General features: G+C 71.4%; 20 protein-coding genes and 1 pseudogene. 15 read left to right on the top strand and 6 right to left on the bottom strand.

Annotated features, from left to right (window positions below):
- The first annotated feature begins 6 nt into the window (after positions 1 to 6).
- Together MKW14_RS13230 and nudC are read left to right on the top strand one after the other, a co-directional pair.
- Positions 7 to 641 (top strand): annotated as a pseudogene (locus MKW14_RS13230) (hypothetical protein).
- A gap of 147 nt (positions 642 to 788) precedes the next feature.
- Entirely contained in the window at positions 789 to 1,730 is a 942-nt protein-coding gene (gene nudC / locus MKW14_RS13225) for an NAD(+) diphosphatase (protein WP_240862447.1), read from the top strand.
- 417 nt (positions 1,731 to 2,147) lie between these two features.
- Here the strand turns inward: nudC and MKW14_RS13220 are convergent, their stop codons facing one another.
- Positions 2,148 to 2,405 (bottom strand): mycoredoxin, encoded by a 258-nt coding sequence (locus MKW14_RS13220; protein WP_240862445.1) that lies wholly within the window; start codon positions 2,403 to 2,405, stop codon positions 2,148 to 2,150.
- 184 nt (positions 2,406 to 2,589) lie between these two features.
- Here MKW14_RS13220 and MKW14_RS13215 point away from each other — a divergent pair, with 184 nt between their 5' ends.
- From MKW14_RS13215 to MKW14_RS13195, 5 genes are all read left to right on the top strand, one after another.
- Positions 2,590 to 4,785 (top strand): ATP-dependent DNA helicase UvrD2, encoded by a 2,196-nt coding sequence (locus MKW14_RS13215; protein ID WP_240862442.1) that lies wholly within the window; start codon positions 2,590 to 2,592, stop codon positions 4,783 to 4,785.
- Between the two features lie 165 nt (positions 4,786 to 4,950).
- Positions 4,951 to 5,274, top strand: coding sequence for a hypothetical protein (locus MKW14_RS13210; RefSeq protein ID WP_240862440.1), 324 nt, complete (start codon positions 4,951 to 4,953; stop codon positions 5,272 to 5,274).
- Between the two features lie 178 nt (positions 5,275 to 5,452).
- Entirely contained in the window at positions 5,453 to 5,821 is a 369-nt protein-coding gene (locus tag MKW14_RS13205; RefSeq protein WP_133044518.1) for a WhiB family transcriptional regulator, read from the top strand.
- Entirely contained in the window at positions 5,818 to 6,141 is a 324-nt protein-coding gene (locus MKW14_RS13200; RefSeq protein WP_208784016.1) for a putative WhiB-interacting protein, read from the top strand. Before MKW14_RS13205 ends, MKW14_RS13200 begins: the two co-directional genes overlap by 4 nt.
- A gap of 131 nt (positions 6,142 to 6,272) precedes the next feature.
- The gene (locus tag MKW14_RS13195; protein ID WP_240862438.1) at positions 6,273 to 6,482 is read left to right on the top strand and encodes a hypothetical protein; all 210 of its coding nucleotides are present in this window, start codon (positions 6,273 to 6,275) and stop codon (positions 6,480 to 6,482) included.
- Here MKW14_RS13195 and MKW14_RS13190 read toward each other — a convergent pair whose 3' ends face one another.
- Entirely contained in the window at positions 6,483 to 7,850 is a 1,368-nt protein-coding gene (locus MKW14_RS13190) for an ABC1 kinase family protein (protein ID WP_240862436.1), read from the bottom strand.
- The gene (locus MKW14_RS13185) at positions 7,843 to 9,090 is read right to left on the bottom strand and encodes a TOMM precursor leader peptide-binding protein (protein ID WP_240862435.1); all 1,248 of its coding nucleotides are present in this window, start codon (positions 9,088 to 9,090) and stop codon (positions 7,843 to 7,845) included. Before MKW14_RS13185 ends, MKW14_RS13190 begins: the two co-directional genes overlap by 8 nt.
- Positions 9,091 to 9,368: 278 nt before the next feature.
- Here MKW14_RS13185 and MKW14_RS13180 point away from each other — a divergent pair, with 278 nt between their 5' ends.
- From MKW14_RS13180 to MKW14_RS13165, 4 genes are all read left to right on the top strand, one after another.
- Positions 9,369 to 9,965: a M48 metallopeptidase family protein gene (locus MKW14_RS13180; protein ID WP_240862433.1), complete on the top strand. Its 597-nt coding sequence runs from the start codon at positions 9,369 to 9,371 to the stop codon at positions 9,963 to 9,965.
- A 111-nt stretch (positions 9,966 to 10,076) separates the two neighbouring features.
- Entirely contained in the window at positions 10,077 to 11,756 is a 1,680-nt protein-coding gene (locus MKW14_RS13175) for a TerD family protein (RefSeq protein WP_240862430.1), read from the top strand.
- 11 nt (positions 11,757 to 11,767) lie between these two features.
- Positions 11,768 to 12,448, top strand: a complete 681-nt coding sequence (locus MKW14_RS13170) for an AIM24 family protein (RefSeq protein ID WP_240862428.1) — start codon at positions 11,768 to 11,770, stop codon at positions 12,446 to 12,448.
- 18 nt (positions 12,449 to 12,466) lie between these two features.
- On the top strand, positions 12,467 to 13,222 hold the full coding sequence (locus MKW14_RS13165; protein ID WP_240862425.1) for an AIM24 family protein: 756 nt from the start codon (positions 12,467 to 12,469) through the stop codon (positions 13,220 to 13,222).
- Between the two features lie 54 nt (positions 13,223 to 13,276).
- Here MKW14_RS13165 and MKW14_RS13160 read toward each other — a convergent pair whose 3' ends face one another.
- Both MKW14_RS13160 and MKW14_RS13155 read right to left on the bottom strand, forming a co-directional pair.
- Complete coding sequence (locus MKW14_RS13160; protein WP_240862422.1) at positions 13,277 to 13,798, bottom strand: NUDIX hydrolase; 522 nt, start codon at positions 13,796 to 13,798, stop codon at positions 13,277 to 13,279.
- Positions 13,795 to 15,219, bottom strand: coding sequence for a zinc-dependent metalloprotease (locus MKW14_RS13155; protein WP_240862420.1), 1,425 nt, complete (start codon positions 15,217 to 15,219; stop codon positions 13,795 to 13,797). The genes MKW14_RS13160 and MKW14_RS13155 overlap by 4 nt, the downstream gene beginning before the upstream one ends.
- Before the next feature lie 192 nt (positions 15,220 to 15,411).
- Here MKW14_RS13155 and MKW14_RS13150 point away from each other — a divergent pair, with 192 nt between their 5' ends.
- The 4 genes from MKW14_RS13150 to MKW14_RS13135 all read left to right on the top strand — a co-directional run bounded on the left by MKW14_RS13150 (position 15,412) and on the right by MKW14_RS13135 (position 18,573).
- Positions 15,412 to 16,524, top strand: a complete 1,113-nt coding sequence (locus MKW14_RS13150; RefSeq protein WP_240862419.1) for an SDR family oxidoreductase — start codon at positions 15,412 to 15,414, stop codon at positions 16,522 to 16,524.
- Positions 16,525 to 16,623: 99 nt separating this feature from the next.
- Positions 16,624 to 17,082: a molybdenum cofactor biosynthesis protein MoaE gene (locus MKW14_RS13145; protein ID WP_240862417.1), complete on the top strand. Its 459-nt coding sequence runs from the start codon at positions 16,624 to 16,626 to the stop codon at positions 17,080 to 17,082.
- A gap of 177 nt (positions 17,083 to 17,259) precedes the next feature.
- Positions 17,260 to 17,424 carry a hypothetical protein gene (locus MKW14_RS13140; RefSeq protein WP_240862415.1) on the top strand — a complete coding sequence of 55 codons (165 nt, stop codon included), beginning with the start codon at positions 17,260 to 17,262 and terminating at the stop codon, positions 17,422 to 17,424.
- A gap of 51 nt (positions 17,425 to 17,475) precedes the next feature.
- On the top strand, positions 17,476 to 18,573 hold the full coding sequence (locus MKW14_RS13135) for a YlbL family protein (protein WP_240862413.1): 1,098 nt from the start codon (positions 17,476 to 17,478) through the stop codon (positions 18,571 to 18,573).
- A 72-nt stretch (positions 18,574 to 18,645) separates the two neighbouring features.
- Here the strand turns inward: MKW14_RS13135 and MKW14_RS13130 are convergent, their stop codons facing one another.
- The gene (locus MKW14_RS13130) at positions 18,646 to 19,188 is read right to left on the bottom strand and encodes a PPA1309 family protein (protein WP_240862411.1); all 543 of its coding nucleotides are present in this window, start codon (positions 19,186 to 19,188) and stop codon (positions 18,646 to 18,648) included.
- Between the last annotated feature and the right edge of the window lie 69 nt (positions 19,189 to 19,257).

Below are 19,257 nucleotides of genomic sequence, written 5' to 3'. Positions count from 1 at the left end.
GTGACCATGAGCCAGTCCGTTGACAGTGCCGTCAGCGCCGTCCGCGCGTACATCGAGCAGCACCGTGCCGTCTTCCTCGACGACCTCGCGGAATGGCTGCCCATCCCGTCCGTGTCGGCCCAGTCCGACCACGCGCCCGATGTACGCCGCAGCGCCGACTGGCTCGCCGCCAAGCTCCGCGAGACCGGCTTCCCGACCACGGAGGTCTGGGAGACCCCGGGTGCCCCCGCGGTCTTCGCCGAGTGGCCCGCCGCCGATCCCGGCGCACCGACGGTCCTGGTCCACGGCCATCACTACGTCCAGCCCACCGCCCTCGAGGACGGCTGGGACAGCGAGCCCTTCGAGCCCGTCGTCCACGACAACCGCCTCCACGCGCGCGGGGCGGCCCTGCAGTCCGTGGCGCGCGCCATGGGCCGCGCCTTCGGCCGGCCCATCCGCTTCACGCGCGAGGGCGGCTCGGGGCCGGCCGCCGACCTCCAGGAGGTCCTCGGGACGCCGGTGCTCTCCTGGGCATCTCCGTCCCCTCGGACGGCTGGCACGCGCCGAACGAGAAGGCCGAGATCGACCTGCTCCTCAAGGGCGTCGAGACCACCGCGTACCTGTGGGGCGACCTCGCGGACACCTGGCGTCATGCGCCCTGAGCCGCCCGCGCCGTCCGGGACGACACCCCGCGCGGGGCACACTGGGGGCGACGCCCCGCACCGCCCGGCCCCGGTCGCCGCCCGCCGTACGCCCCGCCGAACCGCCCGCCGAAACAATCCGTTGCCCTGGGGGAGTTGGAAGCACCCGTGACCACCTGGACCGACCACACCGCCGACCGCCCCATCTCGCTCACCGCCCCGAGCGGCATCGACCGCGCCGCCCACCACCGGCTCGACGAGGCCTGGCTCGCGGCGGCCTGGAGCCACCCCACGACCCGCTGCTTCGTGGTCTCCGGCGGCCAGGTCCTCATCGACGAGACGCCCGACGGCCGTACCGAACTCGTCATGACCCCCTCCTTCGAAGCCCCCCTGACCGAGGCGCACCGCTACTTCCTCGGCACCGACGCGGACGGCGTCAGCTACTTCGCCCTCCAGAAGGACGCGCTGCCCGGACGCATCGACCAGTCCGCGCGGCCCGCGGGCCTGCGCGAGGCCGGACTGCTGCTGTCACCGCGCGACGCCGGCCTGATGGTGCACGCGGTCGGCCTGGAGAACTGGCAGCGCACCCACCGGTTCTGCTCCCGCTGCGGCGAGCGGACCGTGATCGCCGCCGCCGGCCACATCCGCCGCTGCCCGGCCTGCGGCGCCGAGCACTACCCGCGCACCGACCCGGCCGTGATCATGGCGGTCACCGACGCCGACGACCGCATCCTGCTCGGCCGGCAGGTCCACTGGCCCGAGGGCCGCTTCTCGACGCTCGCCGGCTTCGTCGAACCCGGGGAGTCCATCGAGCAGGCCGTGCGGCGCGAGGTCTTCGAGGAGGCCGGCATCGGCATCGGGCAGGTCGAGTACGTCGCCAGCCAGCCCTGGCCCTTCCCGTCCAGCCTGATGCTCGGCTTCATGGCCCACGCCACCTCGACCGAGATCGAGGTCGACGGCGACGAGATCCACGAAGCACGCTGGTTCTCCCGCGACGAACTGGGTCTCGCCTTCGACTCCGGCGAGGTCCTCCCGCCCTTCGGCATCTCGATCGCGGCCCGCCTGATCGAACTCTGGTACGGCAAGCCCCTGCCGACGAGGAGCGTGTGACAGGGGGCTGGAAGCACAAAAGGCGGTTCCTGAGTCACCTCAGGAACCGCCTTTCCGGCGAACCGGGGAGCGCTTACGCGCCGAGCCCTCTGTGCGGTACACGTTCGGGCAGTCGTCTTCGCCGCACTCGCCGTTCCCGTTCCCGGTAAGCCGAGTCAGCTCCTCGCGTGCCATGCGATATCCGCTGGTTCGCGGCCCTGGTTGGGCCGTTGGGCACGACCGTACGAGGGGCACGCTCGGCCGTCCATGCATGAACGTGGGTATGCACGTTCTTGCGTGAAGTGCTTCGGCGACCTCGTGCGCCGGCCGGTGTTACGGCGCGTGACCGGCGTGCGACGGCTCGCTGCCCGCCTCCCCTACATACAGAGCGGCCCCCTCCGGTGACCATGACCAGAGGGGGCCGTAGCGCTGGGGCCGTCAGACCGCGAGAGCCTGCTTCACCTGAGCAAGGCTCGGGTTCGTCATCACGACCTCGTTGCCACCCGAGGTGGGAACTACCCGAACCGTCGGGACGGTCTGGTTTCCGCCGTTCGCCTTTTCGACGAACGCCGCGGACTCCGGGTCGTGCTCGATGTTGATCTCGTCGTACGCGATGCCCTCGCGGTCCAGCTGGCTCTTCAGCCGACGGCAGTAGCCGCACCACGTGGTGCTGTACATCGTCACAGTGCCCGGCATGTCTCTCGCGCTCCTCAACTGCTTGGGGGATCGGTGCTCGCAGAGGGGAAACGTACGTGAAACGGCCGCCATTCCCGCACACGGAGCCCCGCCCGACGTGACGCCTGCCGCATTAGTACGACTGCGAGCCCCTGCCTGTGGACAACCGCCGCACCCGTCTCCGCCGACCTGGCAGCATGGCGGTGTGACAGCAGCAACGCACTCCACGCTCTTCCCGCAGGTCCCCGACTCGGCCGACGCGGTGCTCGAAGGGCTCGACCCCGAGCAGCGCGAGGTGGCCACCGCCCTGCGCGGCCCGGTGTGCGTGCTCGCGGGCGCCGGCACGGGCAAGACCCGGGCGATCACGCACCGGATCGCCTACGGGGTGCGCGCCGGGATCCTCCAGCCGTCCAGCGTGCTGGCTGTCACGTTCACCAACCGGGCCGCGGGCGAGATGCGCGGCCGGCTCCGTCAGCTCGGTGCCGCCGGCGTCCAGGCCCGCACCTTCCACTCGGCCGCCCTGCGCCAGCTGCAGTACTTCTGGCCGAAAGCGGTCGGCGGGTCCATGCCCCGGCTCGTCGACCGCAAGATCCAGCTCATCGCCGACGCGGCCGCCGCCTGCCGCATCCGCCTCGACCGCGGCGAACTGCGCGACGTCACCGCCGAGATCGAGTGGTCCAAGGTCACCCAGACCGTCCCCGCCGACTACGCGGCGGCCGCCGCCAAGGCCGGCCGAGAGGCCCCCCGCGACCCGGCCGAGATCGCCCAGCTCTACTCCGTCTACGAGGACCTCAAGCGGAACCGCTCCGTCATCGACTTCGAGGACGTCCTGCTGCTGACCGTCGCCGTCCTCCAGGACCGCCACGACATCGCCGAGCAGGTCCGGGCCCAGTACCAGCACTTCGTGGTCGACGAGTACCAGGACGTCAGCCCCCTTCAGCAGCGTCTGCTGGAGCTGTGGCTCGGCGAGCGGGACAGCCTCTGCGTGGTCGGCGACGCCAGTCAGACGATCTACTCCTTCACCGGAGCAACTCCCGACCACCTCCTCGACTTCCGCACCCGCCACCCCGGGGCCACCGTCGTCAAGCTGGTCCGCGACTACCGCTCCACCCCGCAGGTCGTCCATCTCGCCAACGGCCTGCTCGCCCAGGCCCGCGGCCGCGCCGCCGACCACCGCCTGGAGCTGGTCTCGCAGCGCTCCGCGGGCCCCGAGCCCGTCTTCACCGAGTACGCCGACGAGCCCGCCGAGGCCGAGGGCGCCGCCCGCCGTATCGGCGAACTCGTCGCGGCGGGCGTCCCGGCGAGCGAGATCGCCGTCCTGTTCCGCACCAACGCCCAGTCCGAGACCTACGAACAGGCCCTCGCCGACGCGGGAGTCCCCTACCAGCTGCGGGGCGCCGAGCGGTTCTTCGACCGGCCCGAGGTGCGCAGAGCCATCGTCAACCTGCGGGGAGCGGCCCGCTTCGGCGGCAATGACTCCCTCCTCGACGACGCGGTCGACCTGCCCTCCCAGGTGCGGGCGGTGCTGTCGGGGGAGGGCTGGACACCCCAGCCGCCCGCCGGTTCCGGTGCCGTCAGAGAGCGCTGGGAGTCGCTGGCCGCGCTGGTCAACCTCGCCCAGGACTTCGCCGCCGCCCAGCCCGGAGCCACCCTCGGCCACCTCGTCACCGAGCTGGACGAGCGGGCGGGCGCCCAGCACGCCCCGACCGTGCAGGGCGTCACCCTGGCCTCCCTGCACTCCGCCAAGGGCCTGGAGTGGGACGTCGTCTTCCTGGTCGGTGTCGCCGAGGGCATGGTCCCGATCACCTATGCGAAGACCGACGAACAGATCGAGGAGGAACGGCGTCTGCTCTATGTGGGGGTCACCCGCGCCCGTGAGCGCCTGCACGTCTCCTGGGCCCTGTCCCGGTCGCCCGGCGGTCGCCCGAGCCGTCGCCCGAGCCGCTTCCTGGACGGCCTGCGCCCCGGCTCCGCCTCATCGGCCGCCCGGACGGCGGGGGGTGGCCCCGGCGGTGTCGAGCGCGGACGCGTCCGAGGTCCGGAGGCCGTCCCGCGGCGCGCCCAGCGCACCCCGGCCCGCTGCCGGGTGTGCGGGCGCACGCTCACCGACGCGGGCGAGATGAAGCTGATGCGCTGTGAGGAGTGCCCCTCCGACATGGACGAGGGCCTGTACGAGCGGTTGCGCGCATGGCGCGCGGAGCAGGCGCGGCGCAGCGGGCAGCCCGCCTTCTGCGTCTTCACCGACAAGACGCTGATGGCGATCGCCGAGGCCGTCCCCGACGACGAGGGCGAACTCGCCCGCATCCCCGGGGTCGGAGTACGCAAGTTCAACCGTTACGGCGCCGATGTCCTGGCCATCTGCGCAGGCCGGGACGGTGCGGAGGGCGACGGCGAGGACTGACGGAAACTCGTCGGAAAAATAGTTTGCGCATGCCCCAGCAATCCCCATAGGTTCTTAGCCACGGGGACGGAGGCCTTCTCGGAGGCCCCGATTCCGTGTTCTACTTGCATATCCGTCGGACTGGTTCACCCCAGTCCCCCGAGACGCCGAGAGGAGGCGAGTCCAGTGATCAGCATCAAGAAGAGTTCCACCACCACCGTCAAAATGACCGATCGCTCGGTCGTCGCCTCCCTGTGCATGCTCGACGCCTCCGTCCGGGGCACCGGTCTGTCCGGCATCCGTGCCGTCCGTCCGGCGTCCTCGGTGTCTCTCGCGGGTCTTCCCATCCGTGAGCGCAATGAGCGACCGACCAAGGCACTGGAAGCAGTAGCGGCACAGGCGCAGGCCTATGCCTTTACGGCGGCCGGTGCCGGAGGCCGGAAGCAGACGAAGCAGCACCACCTGATGTGGGCCTTCCGTGGGCCAGAACCCTGGAGTGATCCAGCCTGATCGGCGATCAGGCCGGCGCCTTCAGGGCCGCGGAACCCCATCCGGGATCCGCGGCCCTTCTGTTTGTCCCCGACCGGGGACGACGGAGCGAAGGGGCCTCGGAACAAGAAGAGAACCGGGTACCACAACCGCCTCCCGGTCCAACAGGACCGGAACGAACAGACGAGGAAGACGAATCGTGCAACTCGAAGCGCACGCCCCGTCCGTACCGCCTTCCGAAACGATCCCCCCGCCCGGCCCCACGGAGGACTCCGCCTTGATCCCGCTCACCGCGCTCACCGCGCTCGACGACGCCATCGAGAACCTCGGCGTACCCGTCCCCTGCCGTTCCTACGACCCGGAGGTCTTCTTCGCCGAGTCGCCGGCCGACGTCGAGTACGCCAAGTCCCTCTGCCGCACCTGCCCGCTGATCGAGGCCTGCCTCGCCGGCGCCAAGGAGCGGCGTGAGCCCTGGGGCGTCTGGGGTGGCGAGCTGTTCGTCCAGGGTGTCGTCGTCGCCCGGAAGCGGCCGCGTGGTCGCCCGCGCAAGAACCCGGTCACGGCATGAACATCACAGGAACGATCGACCGCCCCCTCACGCACGACCCCAAGAAGCAGGCCCCGATGAAGCCGTCCACCAACGAGCCCGCCGGCTCCGCGATCGAAGACACCACGATGACCGGCGCGACCGGTTCGCGTCAGAACAGGACCCGAGAGATGCAACTCATCCCAGAAGCCCTGGCACGTGCGCATATGCACGAGCGCCTGCGTGAGGCCGAGCGGGAACGCCCGGCCGCGCGCCTGGTGGCCGCCCGCCGTATGCAGCGCCGTGCCGAGCGTGCCTCGCGGCGCGCCCGCCGCGCGCTCGCCATGGCGGTCATGCAGTAGCCGACCACACCTTAAGTGACGGCCTCCCGGTCCCGGGAGGCGGTGGCTCCCCGCGGGGGCCGGTCCGAACGGACCGGCCCCCGCGGTGCGTTGGCCCGGCGTTCCCGCGGCGGCGGCGTTATCGTCGCCGAATGACGAGTCCTCCCGCGGACAGCGACGACTCGGGCGCCCCCGCGGAGCCCCAGCCCCTGGTGTGCGCCCGCTGCGGCCGCCGCGCCGAAGGCCCGCAGCCCACCTGGACCTTCTCCGTGGAGAACGGCGTGCGCCAGTACTTCTGCGACGCCTGTTCCCGGGAGAACCTCAGGGCGATCGAGGGGCGGCTGGACTCGGACTGGTGGTGATCAGGCCTCCACGACCGACTCCTCCTCGTCGCCCTCCTCCACGACGAAGCCCGGCAGCCACTCCTCGAGTTCCTCACGCAGCCGGACCGTCGCGCCGAGCTGGCACAGCACCCCGATCGTGCTCAGCGTGACCCGGTGTATCAGCAGGTACGCCGGAGGCAGATTGAGCTGCTTGCCCAGTTGGTAGGCGGGGGAGCGGGGATCGGCGATCCGGGCCGCCTGACTGCGCATCCAGCCCCGGGTGAAGGTGAACGCGTCGACCCGGGCCGGTTCGATGATCGGCAGGAGATAGTCGAGGACGGCGGCCGGGTCCAGCTCTATGGACTCCTTGACGAAGCCCTCCTCGCGGAGGAGTTCGTAGACGGCCTCCGCGTCGCCGTCGAGCGTCATGCGCAGCGAATCGCCGATGGGGGTGGGCAGGCCGCCCGGGAGCCGGTCGACCGTGCCGAAGTCCAGGACGCCCAGGCGCCAGTCGTCCTCGCCGGCCGGACCGCCGGGCAACAGACGGAAGTTCCCGGGGTGGGGGTCGGCGTGCAGCAGGCCGGTGCGGGCCGGGCCGGAGAAGAGGAAGCGGGCCAGTAGCTGTCCGGCGCGGTCGCGCTGCTCCTGGGTGCCGTCCGCGATGATCTCCGACAGCGGCACTCCGTCCATCCACTCGGTGATCAGTACCTGGTCGCACTGGTGGACCACCCGGGGCACCACCACGTCCGGGTCATCGGTGAACTCCTCGGCGTGCGCCGACTGGGCCTGGGCCTCCAGTCCGTAGTCGAGTTCCTCGGAGACGCGGTCCTTGAGCTCGGCGATCAGGGGCTTGACGTCCATGCCGGGGATGAGCGGGCCCAGCAGGCGGGCGAAACGGCTCAGTTGGTTCAGATCGGACAGCAGGGCCTCGCCGGCTCCCGGGTACTGCACCTTGACCGCCACCTCGCGGCCGTCGTGCCAGATCCCCCGGTGCACCTGGCCGATGGAGGCCGCGGCGGCCGGCTTGTCCTCGAACTCCAGGAACAGCTCCTGCCAGTTCGCGCCCAGCCGCTCGCCGAGCACGGTGTGCACGGTGCGCGTCGGCATCGGGGGCGCCGCTTCCTGCAGCTTCGTCAGCGCGGCGCGGTAGGGGCCGGCTACCTCCTCGGGCAGCGCCGACTCGAAGACGGACAGGGCCTGGCCGAACTTCATCGCGCCGCCCTTGAGCTCGCCGAGCACCTTGAACAGCTGCTCCGCCGTGCGCTGCTGCAACTCGCGGCCGACGATCTCCGCCGACTCCCCGACGATCCGCTTGCCCAGTCCCCAGGTCGCCCGCCCGGCGAAGCCGAGCGGGAGCGCGGCGAGCTTGGCGGTCCGGGTGACCGCCTTGCGGGGAAGATCAGACATGCGCCCTCCAAGTCCCTGCCGGCCGCGCCGCGTCTGCCCTACGGCCCAACTCATTCGGCGTCTGCTCGTCCATTGTCTCGTGCCGGTTGCCGTCCTCGGCGGCCCGCTCCCCCTTCTTACCCTTCTCCGCCGCGCCGCAAGGGCATGCGGGGTGCGCCCAGACCGGTCGGGCATGCCAGTTCAGACCGGGCAGGGACACCTCCCAGCGGGCACCGGTGCTGGTGGGGACCATGCCGTCCAGGAACGCGAGCGCGTGCGCGGCCGCCAGTCCGGCGACCGTCGTCGCCAGGGTCAGATCGCAGGCGCGCACCTGCCGCGACCTGCCCGAACCCGAGCGCCACTGGGCCACCAGCCGGGGCCACGCCGGGTCCCGGTCGGTGCGCCCCTCGTGCAGACAGCCCGCGCAGCCCGTCTCGCCCGGCAGGACCAGGGGACCGACGACACCGGTGGCCTCCACGACACCGGCGTACAGATGAGGCGTACCCGAAGTGATGAGGGGTTCGGCGGCGGAGGGTGCGGGTGCGTGCACGGCGACGTCGTCCCGGGGTGCGAGGATCACCAGCGAGAATCCGGGGTCACCGGCCGGCCCGGGTGCCGCGGGAGGGCGGCGGGGCGGGCGGCCGGGGGAGGAGCGGCGTACCGCCTGCCGGGCGGCCTCGTCCCTGCGGGCGCCGACGGACTCGGCGGGCAGTCCGCCCGGCGCCACGTCCCACGGTTCCACCGGGCCGATGTCGCGCACGTCGATCTCGCCGACGCCGGCGCCCGCGAGCAGTGCGGCCAGCGTCGCACCCACCCGGCCCGCGCCCACCACCTGCACACGCAGTGAGCGCCGGGCGGCGAGACGGTCGATGGCGTCGCCGGGTTCGCCGGTGAGCAGGGACAGGGAGGCGAGGTCCGGGCGCAGTCTCTCGACGGTGTCCTTGCTGCGGCGCAGGGCGTCGGCGGCCGGTCCGCCGCCCTTCGCGTCGTCCAGCAGGCCTGCCCGGGACAGGCTGCCGACCAGCGTGTCCACGTGCCCTTCGGGCAGGCCCATGCGGCGGGCCTCCTCGCGCAGCAGCGGCAGCACGCGGGTGCCGTTGAGCAGGTCGAGGAAACTGGCCGTCGCCGGGTCCATCGGGCCCAGCGTCAGCGCGTGCGCCGGGGCCATCCCGAACTGCACGGTGTTGAGATCACGCCAGCCGCGCCTGAGCGCGGGCTTCATCATCGGAACGGCCGGAACCGTCACGTCCACAGCATCCATGTCAGGCCCCCGTAGCCCTCGTGGAGCACGCCCCTGGTGGGACATGCCCGTCGCGGAACATCCCCGTCAGCCGGGTGAGGTCGGTCGTGCAGCGGTCGACGGTCGGTCGATCGCGGATCACCCGGCGAGGACCAGCATGCCCGGGCGTCACGGAGGCCACCGAAAGTTGTCCACAGGCGGTGGGTATTCGTCGTACAAATCAAACGCTGGGCGGGGGATCGGCACGGAACCGTCCCGGAGACGGGACTTCCCCCGTGTGCAGCGGGTAACGTCGGGGCGTGTCCGCCGACCCACTGCACCGCGCCGGAGCACCACAGCGCAGCACGACGAGCCAGCCGCCGAGCGGCTCGGGGGCGAGCCCGATCGAGGTCCGTAGAAGCACCCGGCGCCGCCGGACGGTCTCCGCGTACCGCGAGGGCGATCGCACCGTCGTGCTCATCCCCGCCCGGATGTCCGAGGCGGAGGAGCAGCGCTGGGTCAGCGTCATGCTCGACAAGCTGGCCGCCCAGGAGAGCAAGCGGGTTCTCGGTGACGACGAGCTGACCGAGCGGGCCACGCGGCTGTCCGCGCAGTACTTCGACGGCCGGGCCCGGCCCGCCTCCGTGCGCTGGGTCACCAACCAGAACACCCGCTGGGGGTCGTGCACCCCCGCCGAGGGGAGCATCCGTCTCTCCCACCGGCTGCAGGGCATGCCCGAGTACGTCATCGACTACGTCCTGCTGCATGAGCTCGCGCATCTGCTCGTGCCCGGCCACGGGCCCCGGTTCTGGCGGCTCCTGGACGCCTATCCACGCACCGAACGGGCCCGGGGCTACCTCGAAGGGGTGGTCGCCGCCGACCGGTTGCCGCATGCTCCGCCCACCCGCGACGAGTGAGCACTCTCCTGGTCTTGTGTACCGGGTCTGTACCGACTTCTTCCGGTGTCGGAGTTAGCCGTTAGCCTGGCGCGACGCACTCACATTCGGGATGGGGGACGGTCGTTACGCATGGCCAGGGAATTCCAACGCGGCCACAAGGCCAGGATCAGTGACCTCACCGCGGGCACCGATCTGTACGTAGGCGTGCAGATCAGCGGCCCCGGACTGACGTTCGACATCAGCTGCTTCGGCCTCGACGCCGACGAACGGCTCTCGGACGACCGCTACTTCGTGTTCTTCAACCAGCCGAAGTCCCCCGAGGAGTCCATCCAGCTCCTGGGCGCCCAGGCCGGTGACACGGAGTCCTTCCGGATCACGCTCGACAGGATCCCGCCGCAGATCCAGAAGCTGTCCTTCACGGCGACGCTCGACGGCGCCGGGCAGATGTCGCAGATCGCCCCCGGATACATCCGCATCGTCGCGGGCGGCGAGGAGGTGGCCCGCTACTCCTTCAACGGCTCGGAGTTCTCCACCGAGCGGGCCGTGATGCTCGGTGACTTCTACCTGAAGGACGTGTGGCGGTTCGCGGCCGTCGGACAGGGCTTCGACGGCGGCCTGGAGGCGCTGCTGAAGAACTTCGGCGGCGAGGTCATGGAGGAGGAGACGCCCGCGGCGCCCGCGCCGCAGCAGCCGCAGACCGGCGCGGCCCCCGGCTTCGCCCCGCCCGCGTTCGCCGCACCGGCAACGCCAGCCCCCGCGCCCGCCCCGGCCCCGCAGCCCGCCCAGGGCTTCGCGCCGCCCCCGGGGTCGACCCCGCCGCCCCCCGCGCCGGCTCCCGCCCCGGACGTGCACGCCGCGCCCACCATCGTCGCGCCCATGAGCCCGCCCGGCGTCGCCCCGGTCCCGCCCCCGGCACCTGCGCCCGCGCCTTACGGCCAGCCGCCCCAACAGCAGCCCTACGGACAGCCTCCCGGCCAGACCGCCCCGCCGCCGCCCGGCTACGGACAGCCGCCGGCCCCCCAGACGCCCGCCCCGCCTCCCGGTTACGGCCAGCCGACCCAGCCCCCGGGCTATGGCCAGCAGCCCCCCTTCGGGCAGATCCCGGGACAGCAGGCGTACGGCGTCCCACAGGGCGCTCCCCAGGGTGGTGCCGGTGTCGGGGCCGCGCTGCAGAAGTTCAAGGAGACGCCCACCGGGCAGCGCTGGACGTCGCAGAACAGCAAGCTGATCCGTGTCGACCTCGGCGTCGGCGGCCAGCCCGTGCTCGCGCGTCAGGGCAGCATGGTGCTCTACCAGGGCAAGGTCGACTTCGCCTACAAGGGCGCCGGCATCATGGGCCGGGTCGTGGGCGGCGCGACCGGCCAGGAGATGCAGCTGATGCGCTGCACCGGCCAGGGGCAGGTCTTCCTCGCCGAGAGCTCCACCCATCTGCACCCGGTCGAACTCCAGGGCGACGCGATCTGCGTGTCCGCCGAGAACGTCCTCGCCTTCGACGAGAGCCTCCAGTACGAGGTCCGCCGCATCGAGGGACACGGCATCCCCGGGGGCGCGCTGTTCACGATGCAGTTCCAGGGCACGGGCACGCTCGTGGTCAAGACGCACGGCACGCCCGTGGTGCTGCCGGTCACGCCCACCACGTTCGCCGACGCCAACGCCGTGGTCGCCTGGTCGGCGGCCGCCCAGGTGATCGTCTCCAGCCAGGTCCGGATGCGGCGCAACGCCTATCCCGGCGACACCGGGGAGAGCGTCAACCTGCAGTTCCGGGGCGCCCCCGGCAACTTCATCGTCGTCCAGCCGTACGAGGTCTGAGGGAGCCCGTCATGAACCAGCCGCTCGCGGGCTTCGCCCCCGCACCCGTCACCGCCCGTATGGACACCCACGGCGACCACATGCTCAAGGTCGCCATGCAGACCGGACAGGACCTCTTCGCGCGCGTGGGCTCGATGATCGCCTACGAGGGCTTCATCCAGTACGAGCCCAACCCGCCGGCCGTGCGCCAGATCGCCCGGGACTGGATCACCGGCGAGGGCGCGCCCCTGATGAAGTGCTCCGGCGACGGACTGCTCTACCTCGCCGACTACGGCGCCAACGTCGTCGTCATCAACCTCAACGGCGACGGGATCTCCGTCAACGCCACCAACCTGCTCGCCTTCGACGCCCACCTCACCTGGGGCGTGGAGCGGGTCAAGGGGCTCGCGAAGTTCGCCGGGCAGGGCCTGTGGAACACGAGGATCTCCGGGCAGGGCTGGGTCGCGCTGACCTCCCGGGGCAAGCCGATCGTCGTCGACTGCGGCGGCGGCGAGGACGAGACGTACGTCGACCCGGACGCGCTCGTCGCCTGGTCCCCGAACCTCAAGGTGAAGGGCAAGCGCAGCTTCAAGGCGCAGTCGCTGATCGGCCGCGGCAGCGGCGAGGCCTACCAGATGGCCTTCTCCGGTCAGGGCATCGTCGTCGTCCAGCCCAGTGAGGACAGCACCGACCGCCTGCGGTTCCGGGGCTGAGGGGGAGCCAGAAACGCCATGCAGAGTCCGCTTTTCGCCTTCAACGACTCGCAGTCCCAGGAGCGCTACAGCCTGCAGAACAAGCAGCTGCTGCGCGTCGCCCTGCAGGGCCAGGACGACATCCTCGCCCGCAAGGGCACCATGGTCGCCTACCAGGGGCTCGTCGAGTTCGACGCCGAGTACCAGAGCAACCAGCAGGCACGCGCGCGTGCGTACACCGGCGAGGGCCTGAGCCTGATGCGCTGCCACGGGCAGGGGACGGTCTACTTCGCCAACCTCGCCCAGCACATCCATGTGGTGGACGTCGAGCAGGACGGCCTCACCGTCGACAGCTCCTACGTCCTCGCGATGGACTCCTCGCTGCACCACGAGGTCATCGCCGTGGACAGCCTCTACGGCATCTCCGGCTCGGGGAAGTACCAGCTCAACATCACCGGCCGCGGCAAGGTCGCCCTGATGACCTCGGGGGCGCCCCTGATGATGCAGGTGACGCCCGACAAGTACGTCAACTGCGACGCCGACGCCATCGTCGCCTGGTCGACCGGGCTGCGGGTGCAGATGCAGGCACAGACGCACTCCTCCGGGGTGTGGCGGCGCCGCGGCAACACCGGTGAGGGCTGGGAGCTCAGCTTCATGGGCAGCGGCTACGCGCTGGTCCAGCCGAGCGAACTGCTGCCGCCGCAGAACGCGCAGATCGGGCAGGGCCTCGCCGCGCAGTACGGCATGGGGCAGCACGGGGCGCGGGCGCAGAACCAGGGGAACGTCTGGAGCTGAGCGTCCGGAAAACAGACGTAAGGGGCGCCCACCAAGCGGGCGCCCCTTACACGTTCACAGTCTGGCGCGCGCCGCTTCGAGCAGGCGTACGACGGACTCGTCGGCGACGTCCGCGACCTCGCCGTACGGGAACCATCTGACGTCCAGCGACTCGTCGCTGACCGTGACGTCCGCCTCCGGCGGGGCCAGGACGGCGTACTGCACGTCGAAGTGCCAGTGACACGGCGCCGGGATGGGGTGCCGGTCCAGGCGGACCGGGCCGCCCGGCAGCAGCGTCAGCCCGGTGACACCGGACTCCTCCGTCGCCTCCCGCAGGGCCGCCGCCTCCAGCGACGTGTCCTGCGGCTCGCAGTGGCCGCCCATCTGCAGCCACATCCGCAGCTTGCGGTGCAGCGTCAGCAGGACGCGCTCGCGCGAGGGGTCGATCACCAGGGCGCTCGCCGTGATGTGACCCGCGTGGCACGCCTTCCACAGACCGTCCGGGTGAGCCGCCAGATGATCCAGATAGGCCTGGCGCAGCTCTTCCTGGTCCTCGTACCCCTTCAGGACGAGGACCGCGTCGTCGTACAGGCTCACTCGGCGTCGTCGTCCTTCTTCAGGTCCGGCTTCCCGGCGGAGCCGTCCGCCGCCTCGCCCAGCATCCTGTCCAGCTCGGAGAAGTCCAGCTGCTCGCGGTGGACGAAGCCGTCCGGGTCGTCCAGGTCGGAGGCCGTCGGCAGCATGTCCGGGTGGGACCACAGGGCGTCGCGGCCGTCCACCCCGCGCGCGTCGGTCAGCGAGGCCCACAGACGCGAGGCGTCCCGCAGCCTGCGCGGGCGCAGCTCCAGGCCGATCAGCGTGGCGAACGTCTGCTCGGCCGGGCCGCCCGTCGCACGGCGGCGGCGCAGGGTCTCGCGCAGGGCGTCGGCGGACGACAGACGGGGTTTCGCGGCCGCGTGCACCACCGCGTCCACCCAGCCCTCGACGAGCGCCAGAGCCGTCTCCAGACGGGCCAGGGCCGCCTTCTGCTCGGGCGTGTCCTCCGGCTGGAACATGCCCTGCTGGAGGGCGTCCTGCAGCTGCTCCGGATTCTGCGGGTCGAACTGGCCGACCACGTCCTCGAGCTTGGCCGTGTCGACCTTGATCCCGCGCGCGTACCCGTCCACGGCGCCGAACAGGTGTCCGCGCAGCCACGGCACGTGCGCGAAGAGGCGCTGGTGGGCGGCCTCGCGCAGGGCGAGATACAGCCGCACCTCCTCCTTGGGCACGCCCAGGTCCTTGCCGAACGACTCGATGTTCACCGGCAGCAGCGCCGCCTTGCCGGCCGGGCCGAGCGGCAGGCCGACATCGGTGGAACCGACGACCTCGCCCGCGAGCACGCCGACGGCCTGCCCGATCTGCGTACCGAACATGGCGCCGCCCATCGAGCGCATCATGCCGATCAGCGGGCCCGCCATGGCCTGCATCTCCTCCGGCAGGACGTCACCCATGGCCGCGCCCACGCGCTCCGCGACCGGGTCGACGAGCTCCTTCCAGGCCGGCAGGGTCGCCTCGACCCACTCCGCGCGGGACCAGGCCACCGCGGAGCCTGCGCCGGACGGCAGGGACGTCGCGTCGTCCAGCCACAGGTCGGCGAGGCGGACGGCCTCCTGGACGGCGTTGCGCTCGGCGGGGCCGACGCTCGTGTCCTTCACGCCGTCCGAGGTGCCCTGGGAGACGGTCTGGCGGGCGATCTGCTTGGCCATGTCCCAGTTCACCGGGCCGCCCTCGTACGAGAGCATCTGGCCCAGCTGCTGGAAGGCGGCGCCCAGGTCGGTGGGGTTCAGCGAACCGAACATGGCAGCGAGCGGATTGTCCGCACCGGGGCCGCCAAAGCCCCCGGCGCCGGGCAGCCCGCCGAAACCGAACGGGTTGGCCGGGCCCTGACCACCGCCGCTCTCCTGGTCCTTCTTCTTGCCCTCGTCGCCGTCTTCCGGCTCCTCCGGCGGAAGGCCGAATCCGAATGGGGTGTCACTCACGGGATTCCTCGGCTGCTAAGGCCGCCGGTTGTCTCCGACGGCACGACTGCCCGATAACACCACCCAGCGTAGACACCATGGGCGGTTCGGGCCTCGGTGCTTCGCCGACTCTTCGCCTGCGGCAGGATGGATGCCACCTGGTACGGACGCCTCAAGCGCGCTCGTACTGAAGACAACCGCTGGAGACGCCCGGTGAGTTCCCCAGATCCGCAGGTTCGCGCAGCGCGAAACGAGTCAACCCCGCCGACCCTACGCGGACCCGTCGTCGCGGTCACCGGTGCCGCGTCCGGTATCGGGGCGCTGCTCACCGAGCGGCTCGCCGCGTCGGAGGAGATCAAGCAGGTCGTCGCCATCGACGAGCGGCGCGGCGAGTGCGCGGCGGCCCAGTGGCACATCCTGGACGTGCGGGATCCGGCCATCGCGGACAAGCTGCGCGGCGCGGACGTCGTGGTGCACCTGGCGCTCGACCTCGACCTGGAGAGCGATCCCGCCGCCCGGACGGCGTACAACGTCCGGGGGACGCAGACCGTGCTGACCGCCGCGGCGGCGGCCGGCGTCCACCGGGTCGTGCTGTGCACCTCCGCGATGGTGTACGGCGCGCTGGAGGACAACGAGCTGCCGCTGTCGGAGGACGCGGAGCTGCGCGCCACCGCCGAGGCCACCGGTGTGGGCGACCTCCTGGAGATCGAGCGGCTCGCGCGGCGCGCGCCACGCGCGCATCCCGGGCTCAACGTCACCGTGGTGCGGCCCGCGGTGCTGGTGGGCGGGACCGACACCGCGTTGACGCGGTACTTCGAGTCGCCGCGGCTGCTCGTCGTCGCGGGATCGAGGCCCGCGTGGCAGTTCTGCCACGTCGAGGACCTGTGCGGCGCCCTGGAGTACGCCGTCCTGGAGAAGGTGGACGGGGAACTCGCCGTGGGGTGCGACGGCTGGCTGGAGCAGGAGGAGGTCGAGGAGCTCAGCGGGATCCGGCGGATGGAGCTGCCCTCCGCGGTGGCGCTGGGCGCCGCGGCCCGGCTGCACCGGATCGGGCTGACGCCGTCCCCGGCGGGGGACCTGGCGTACACGATGTACCCATGGGTGGTGAGCGGGAGCCGGCTGCACGACGCCGGGTGGCGGCCGCAGTGGACCAACGAGGAGGTGCTCGCGGAGCTGCTGGAGGAGGTCTCCGGCCGGCACACGGTCGCCGGACGGCGGCTCGGGCGCAAGGACGCGACGGCGGCGGGCGCCGCGGGCGCGACGGTGGCCCTGCTGGGCGCGGCGGCGGTGGTGCGGCGGGCCCGGAAGGCGCGGCGGCGGATCTGAGACAGGTCCACACGCTGTAGGAGGCTCCAAGAGGGCACGCGCGTGTGCGTGGTGAACGTCGCATTCCTCGCTGTCACACGCGTGAGGCACGATGGACGTATGGCACCCACTTACGACCATCCCGGTGAGCGGGCCGCGGGCGACCCCGTCAAGCTCATCGGCATCCGGGAGACCCCGCTCTCCGTCGACGAGGTCTTCCGGGCTGTCGGCGACGACGCCGTCGGCGGTACGGCGCTGTTCGTGGGGACCGTGCGGAACCACGACGGGGGCGCCGACGTAGACCGGCTCGGATACTCGTGCCACCCGAGTGCGGAGGCCGAGATGCGGCGGATCGCCGAGAAGGTCGTCGCGGAGTACCCGGTGCGGGCGCTCGCCGCCGTTCACCGGGTCGGCGACCTCCGGGTGGGCGATCTCGCCGTCGTCGTCGCCGTTTCGTGCCCGCACCGGGGCGAGGCCTTCGACGCCTGCCGCAAGCTGATCGACGATCTCAAGCACGAGGTGCCGATCTGGAAGCACCAGACCTTCTCCGACGGTACAGACGAATGGGTCGGCGCGTAGCGCCGTCGTTGAGGGGTGGTGGTCGGGTGACGGGAGGGCGGGTCGGCGCCTGCTGAAACCCCTTCGCCGGTCCTGCGGTTGCGTAACCGCACCCCTGCCGTGAGCGTTGTCAGTGCGGACGGCTAATCTGCTGATCAGTCAGTTGTTGCGGTCGCTCACCGGGGTTGGGAGGTCGGCATGGGAGCGCTCGTCTGGTTGTTGATTCCGCTGACGGCCGGGATCGTCGCCGGCCTGTGGGGCACCTGGGCCAACCGGACCCGGAAGGTGCGCAGCGACGGACCCGAGCTCGACGGGTACGCGCGCTTCCGCGAGGCCATGGAGAAGTCCCACTCCGGTACATGACAGGGGTGGGGCTGACGGTGCGCTGACAGCCTCGTCCCGTACTGTCTTGGCATGCCACGCCGCACCGCGACGATGCTCGCCTCCACCCTGATGCTGATCGCGCTCCTGTGCGCGGGAGTCTTCATCCCCGTGCCGTACTCGGAGATGTCCCCCGGGCCCACCGTGAACACGCTGGGGGACCACGACGGCGAGCCGGTGCTGCAGATCTCCGGGCACAAGACGTACGCGGCGAGCGGGCATCTGAACATGACCACGGTGCGGGTCACCAGCGCCGACTACCGGATGAACCTCGTGGAGGCCGTCTACGGGTGGCTGGCGCACGACTACAAGGTCGTGCCGCACGACACGCTCTACCCGAACGGCAAGACCGAGGAGCAGTCGACCCAGGAGAACGCCGAGGAGTTCAGCCAGTCCCAGGAGAGCGCCAAGGTCGCCGCCCTGAAGGAGCTGAACATCCCGGTGAAGTCGTGGGTGATCGTCTCGACCGTGGTGAAGGACTCGCCGGCCGAGGGCCGACTGCACGCCGGTGACGTCATCAAGGCCGTGGACGGCACCGCCGTCAAGCAGCCCACGGACGTGGCGAAGCTGGTGACCAAGCACCAGCCCGGCCAGAACGTCGTCTTCACCGTGGTGCCCGCGAAGGACCAGGCCGCCGCCGAGAAGGCGAACAAGACGGCGACCAGGACCGAGGACATCACGATCAAGACCGCCACCTCGGACGACGCCGACCCGAAGCGGGCCATCGTGGGGATCTCGGCGGGGACCGACCACACGTTCCCGTTCTCGATCGACATCAAGCTCGCCGACGTCGGCGGCCCCAGCGCCGGTCTGATGTTCGCCCTCGGCATCTACGACAAGCTCACTCCGGGCGATCTCACCGGCGGCAAGTTCGTGGCCGGCACCGGCACCATCGACGACAGCGGCACGGTCGGCCCGATCGGCGGCATCGAGATGAAGACCGTCGGCGCGCGCAGCAAGGGCGCCCAGTACTTCCTGACCCCGGCGGAGAACTGCGCCGCCGCCGCCAAGGACACCCCCGGCGGGCTCAGGCTGGTCAAGGTGAACACCATCGCGGACGCCCTCGCCGCCCTGAAGGACATCCGCAGCGGTGACACCGCCGCCCTGCCGAAGTGCACGACCAAGGGCTGACCAGCGGGTCCGGTACGACGACGAGGGCGCCCTCGCACGCGCAGGGGCGCCCCGTCGTCGTACCGGAAGAGGTCAGTCCTCGAAGGTCGCCGCCAGGGCCTCGACGAGGCCGGGCACGAGGTCGGAGCCTGTCAGGACCTCCGTCGGCGCGTCCTTCTCGCGCAGTCTGAGGGCCGACTCGCGGGCGCCGTCGCGCAGTACCGCGACCGTCATCCGGACCTCCTGCCGGTCCGGGTGCTCGGCTACCCAGCGGGTGAGCTTCTTGCCGTCCATGCCCTCCGGGACGGACGCCTCGGCGGACGGCGGCAGCATCAGCCGCTCCACCGTGAGCGCGCAGCCGGCCACCGCGTCGGGCCAGGCGATGGTGGCGAGGAACTCGTCCAGCGGGCTGTTCGCCGGGATCTCGTCCTGCTCGATGGGGGTGAGACCCGAGGACTCCTGTTCGTCCTCCAGGCCGAGCTGGGCGGCGAGAGCCGGTTCCTCGGCCCGCAGCCGAGCGGTGTCTACGAGGGCGAAGAGGCGGGCGGGCTGGTCCCAGCCGAGGCCGGAGGCGTACTCGTCGATCTCGAGTACGGCCCGGGTGAGCGGGCTCGCTGCCATGGGGGTGTTGGACATGGTCACAATCCTGCCTCGTTCATGGCCGGAATCGGGAACCGAGTAAACGGTGAGTAAGTTGCATAGGTG

Origin of the sequence: Streptomyces gilvus, assembly GCF_022513565.1 — a bacterium.
GTDB classification, from domain to species: Bacteria; Actinomycetota; Actinomycetes; order Streptomycetales; family Streptomycetaceae; genus Streptomyces; species Streptomyces gilvus.
Note: the sequence above shows the minus strand (reverse complement) of the source record. Positions and strands in the feature narration are given on the sequence as shown.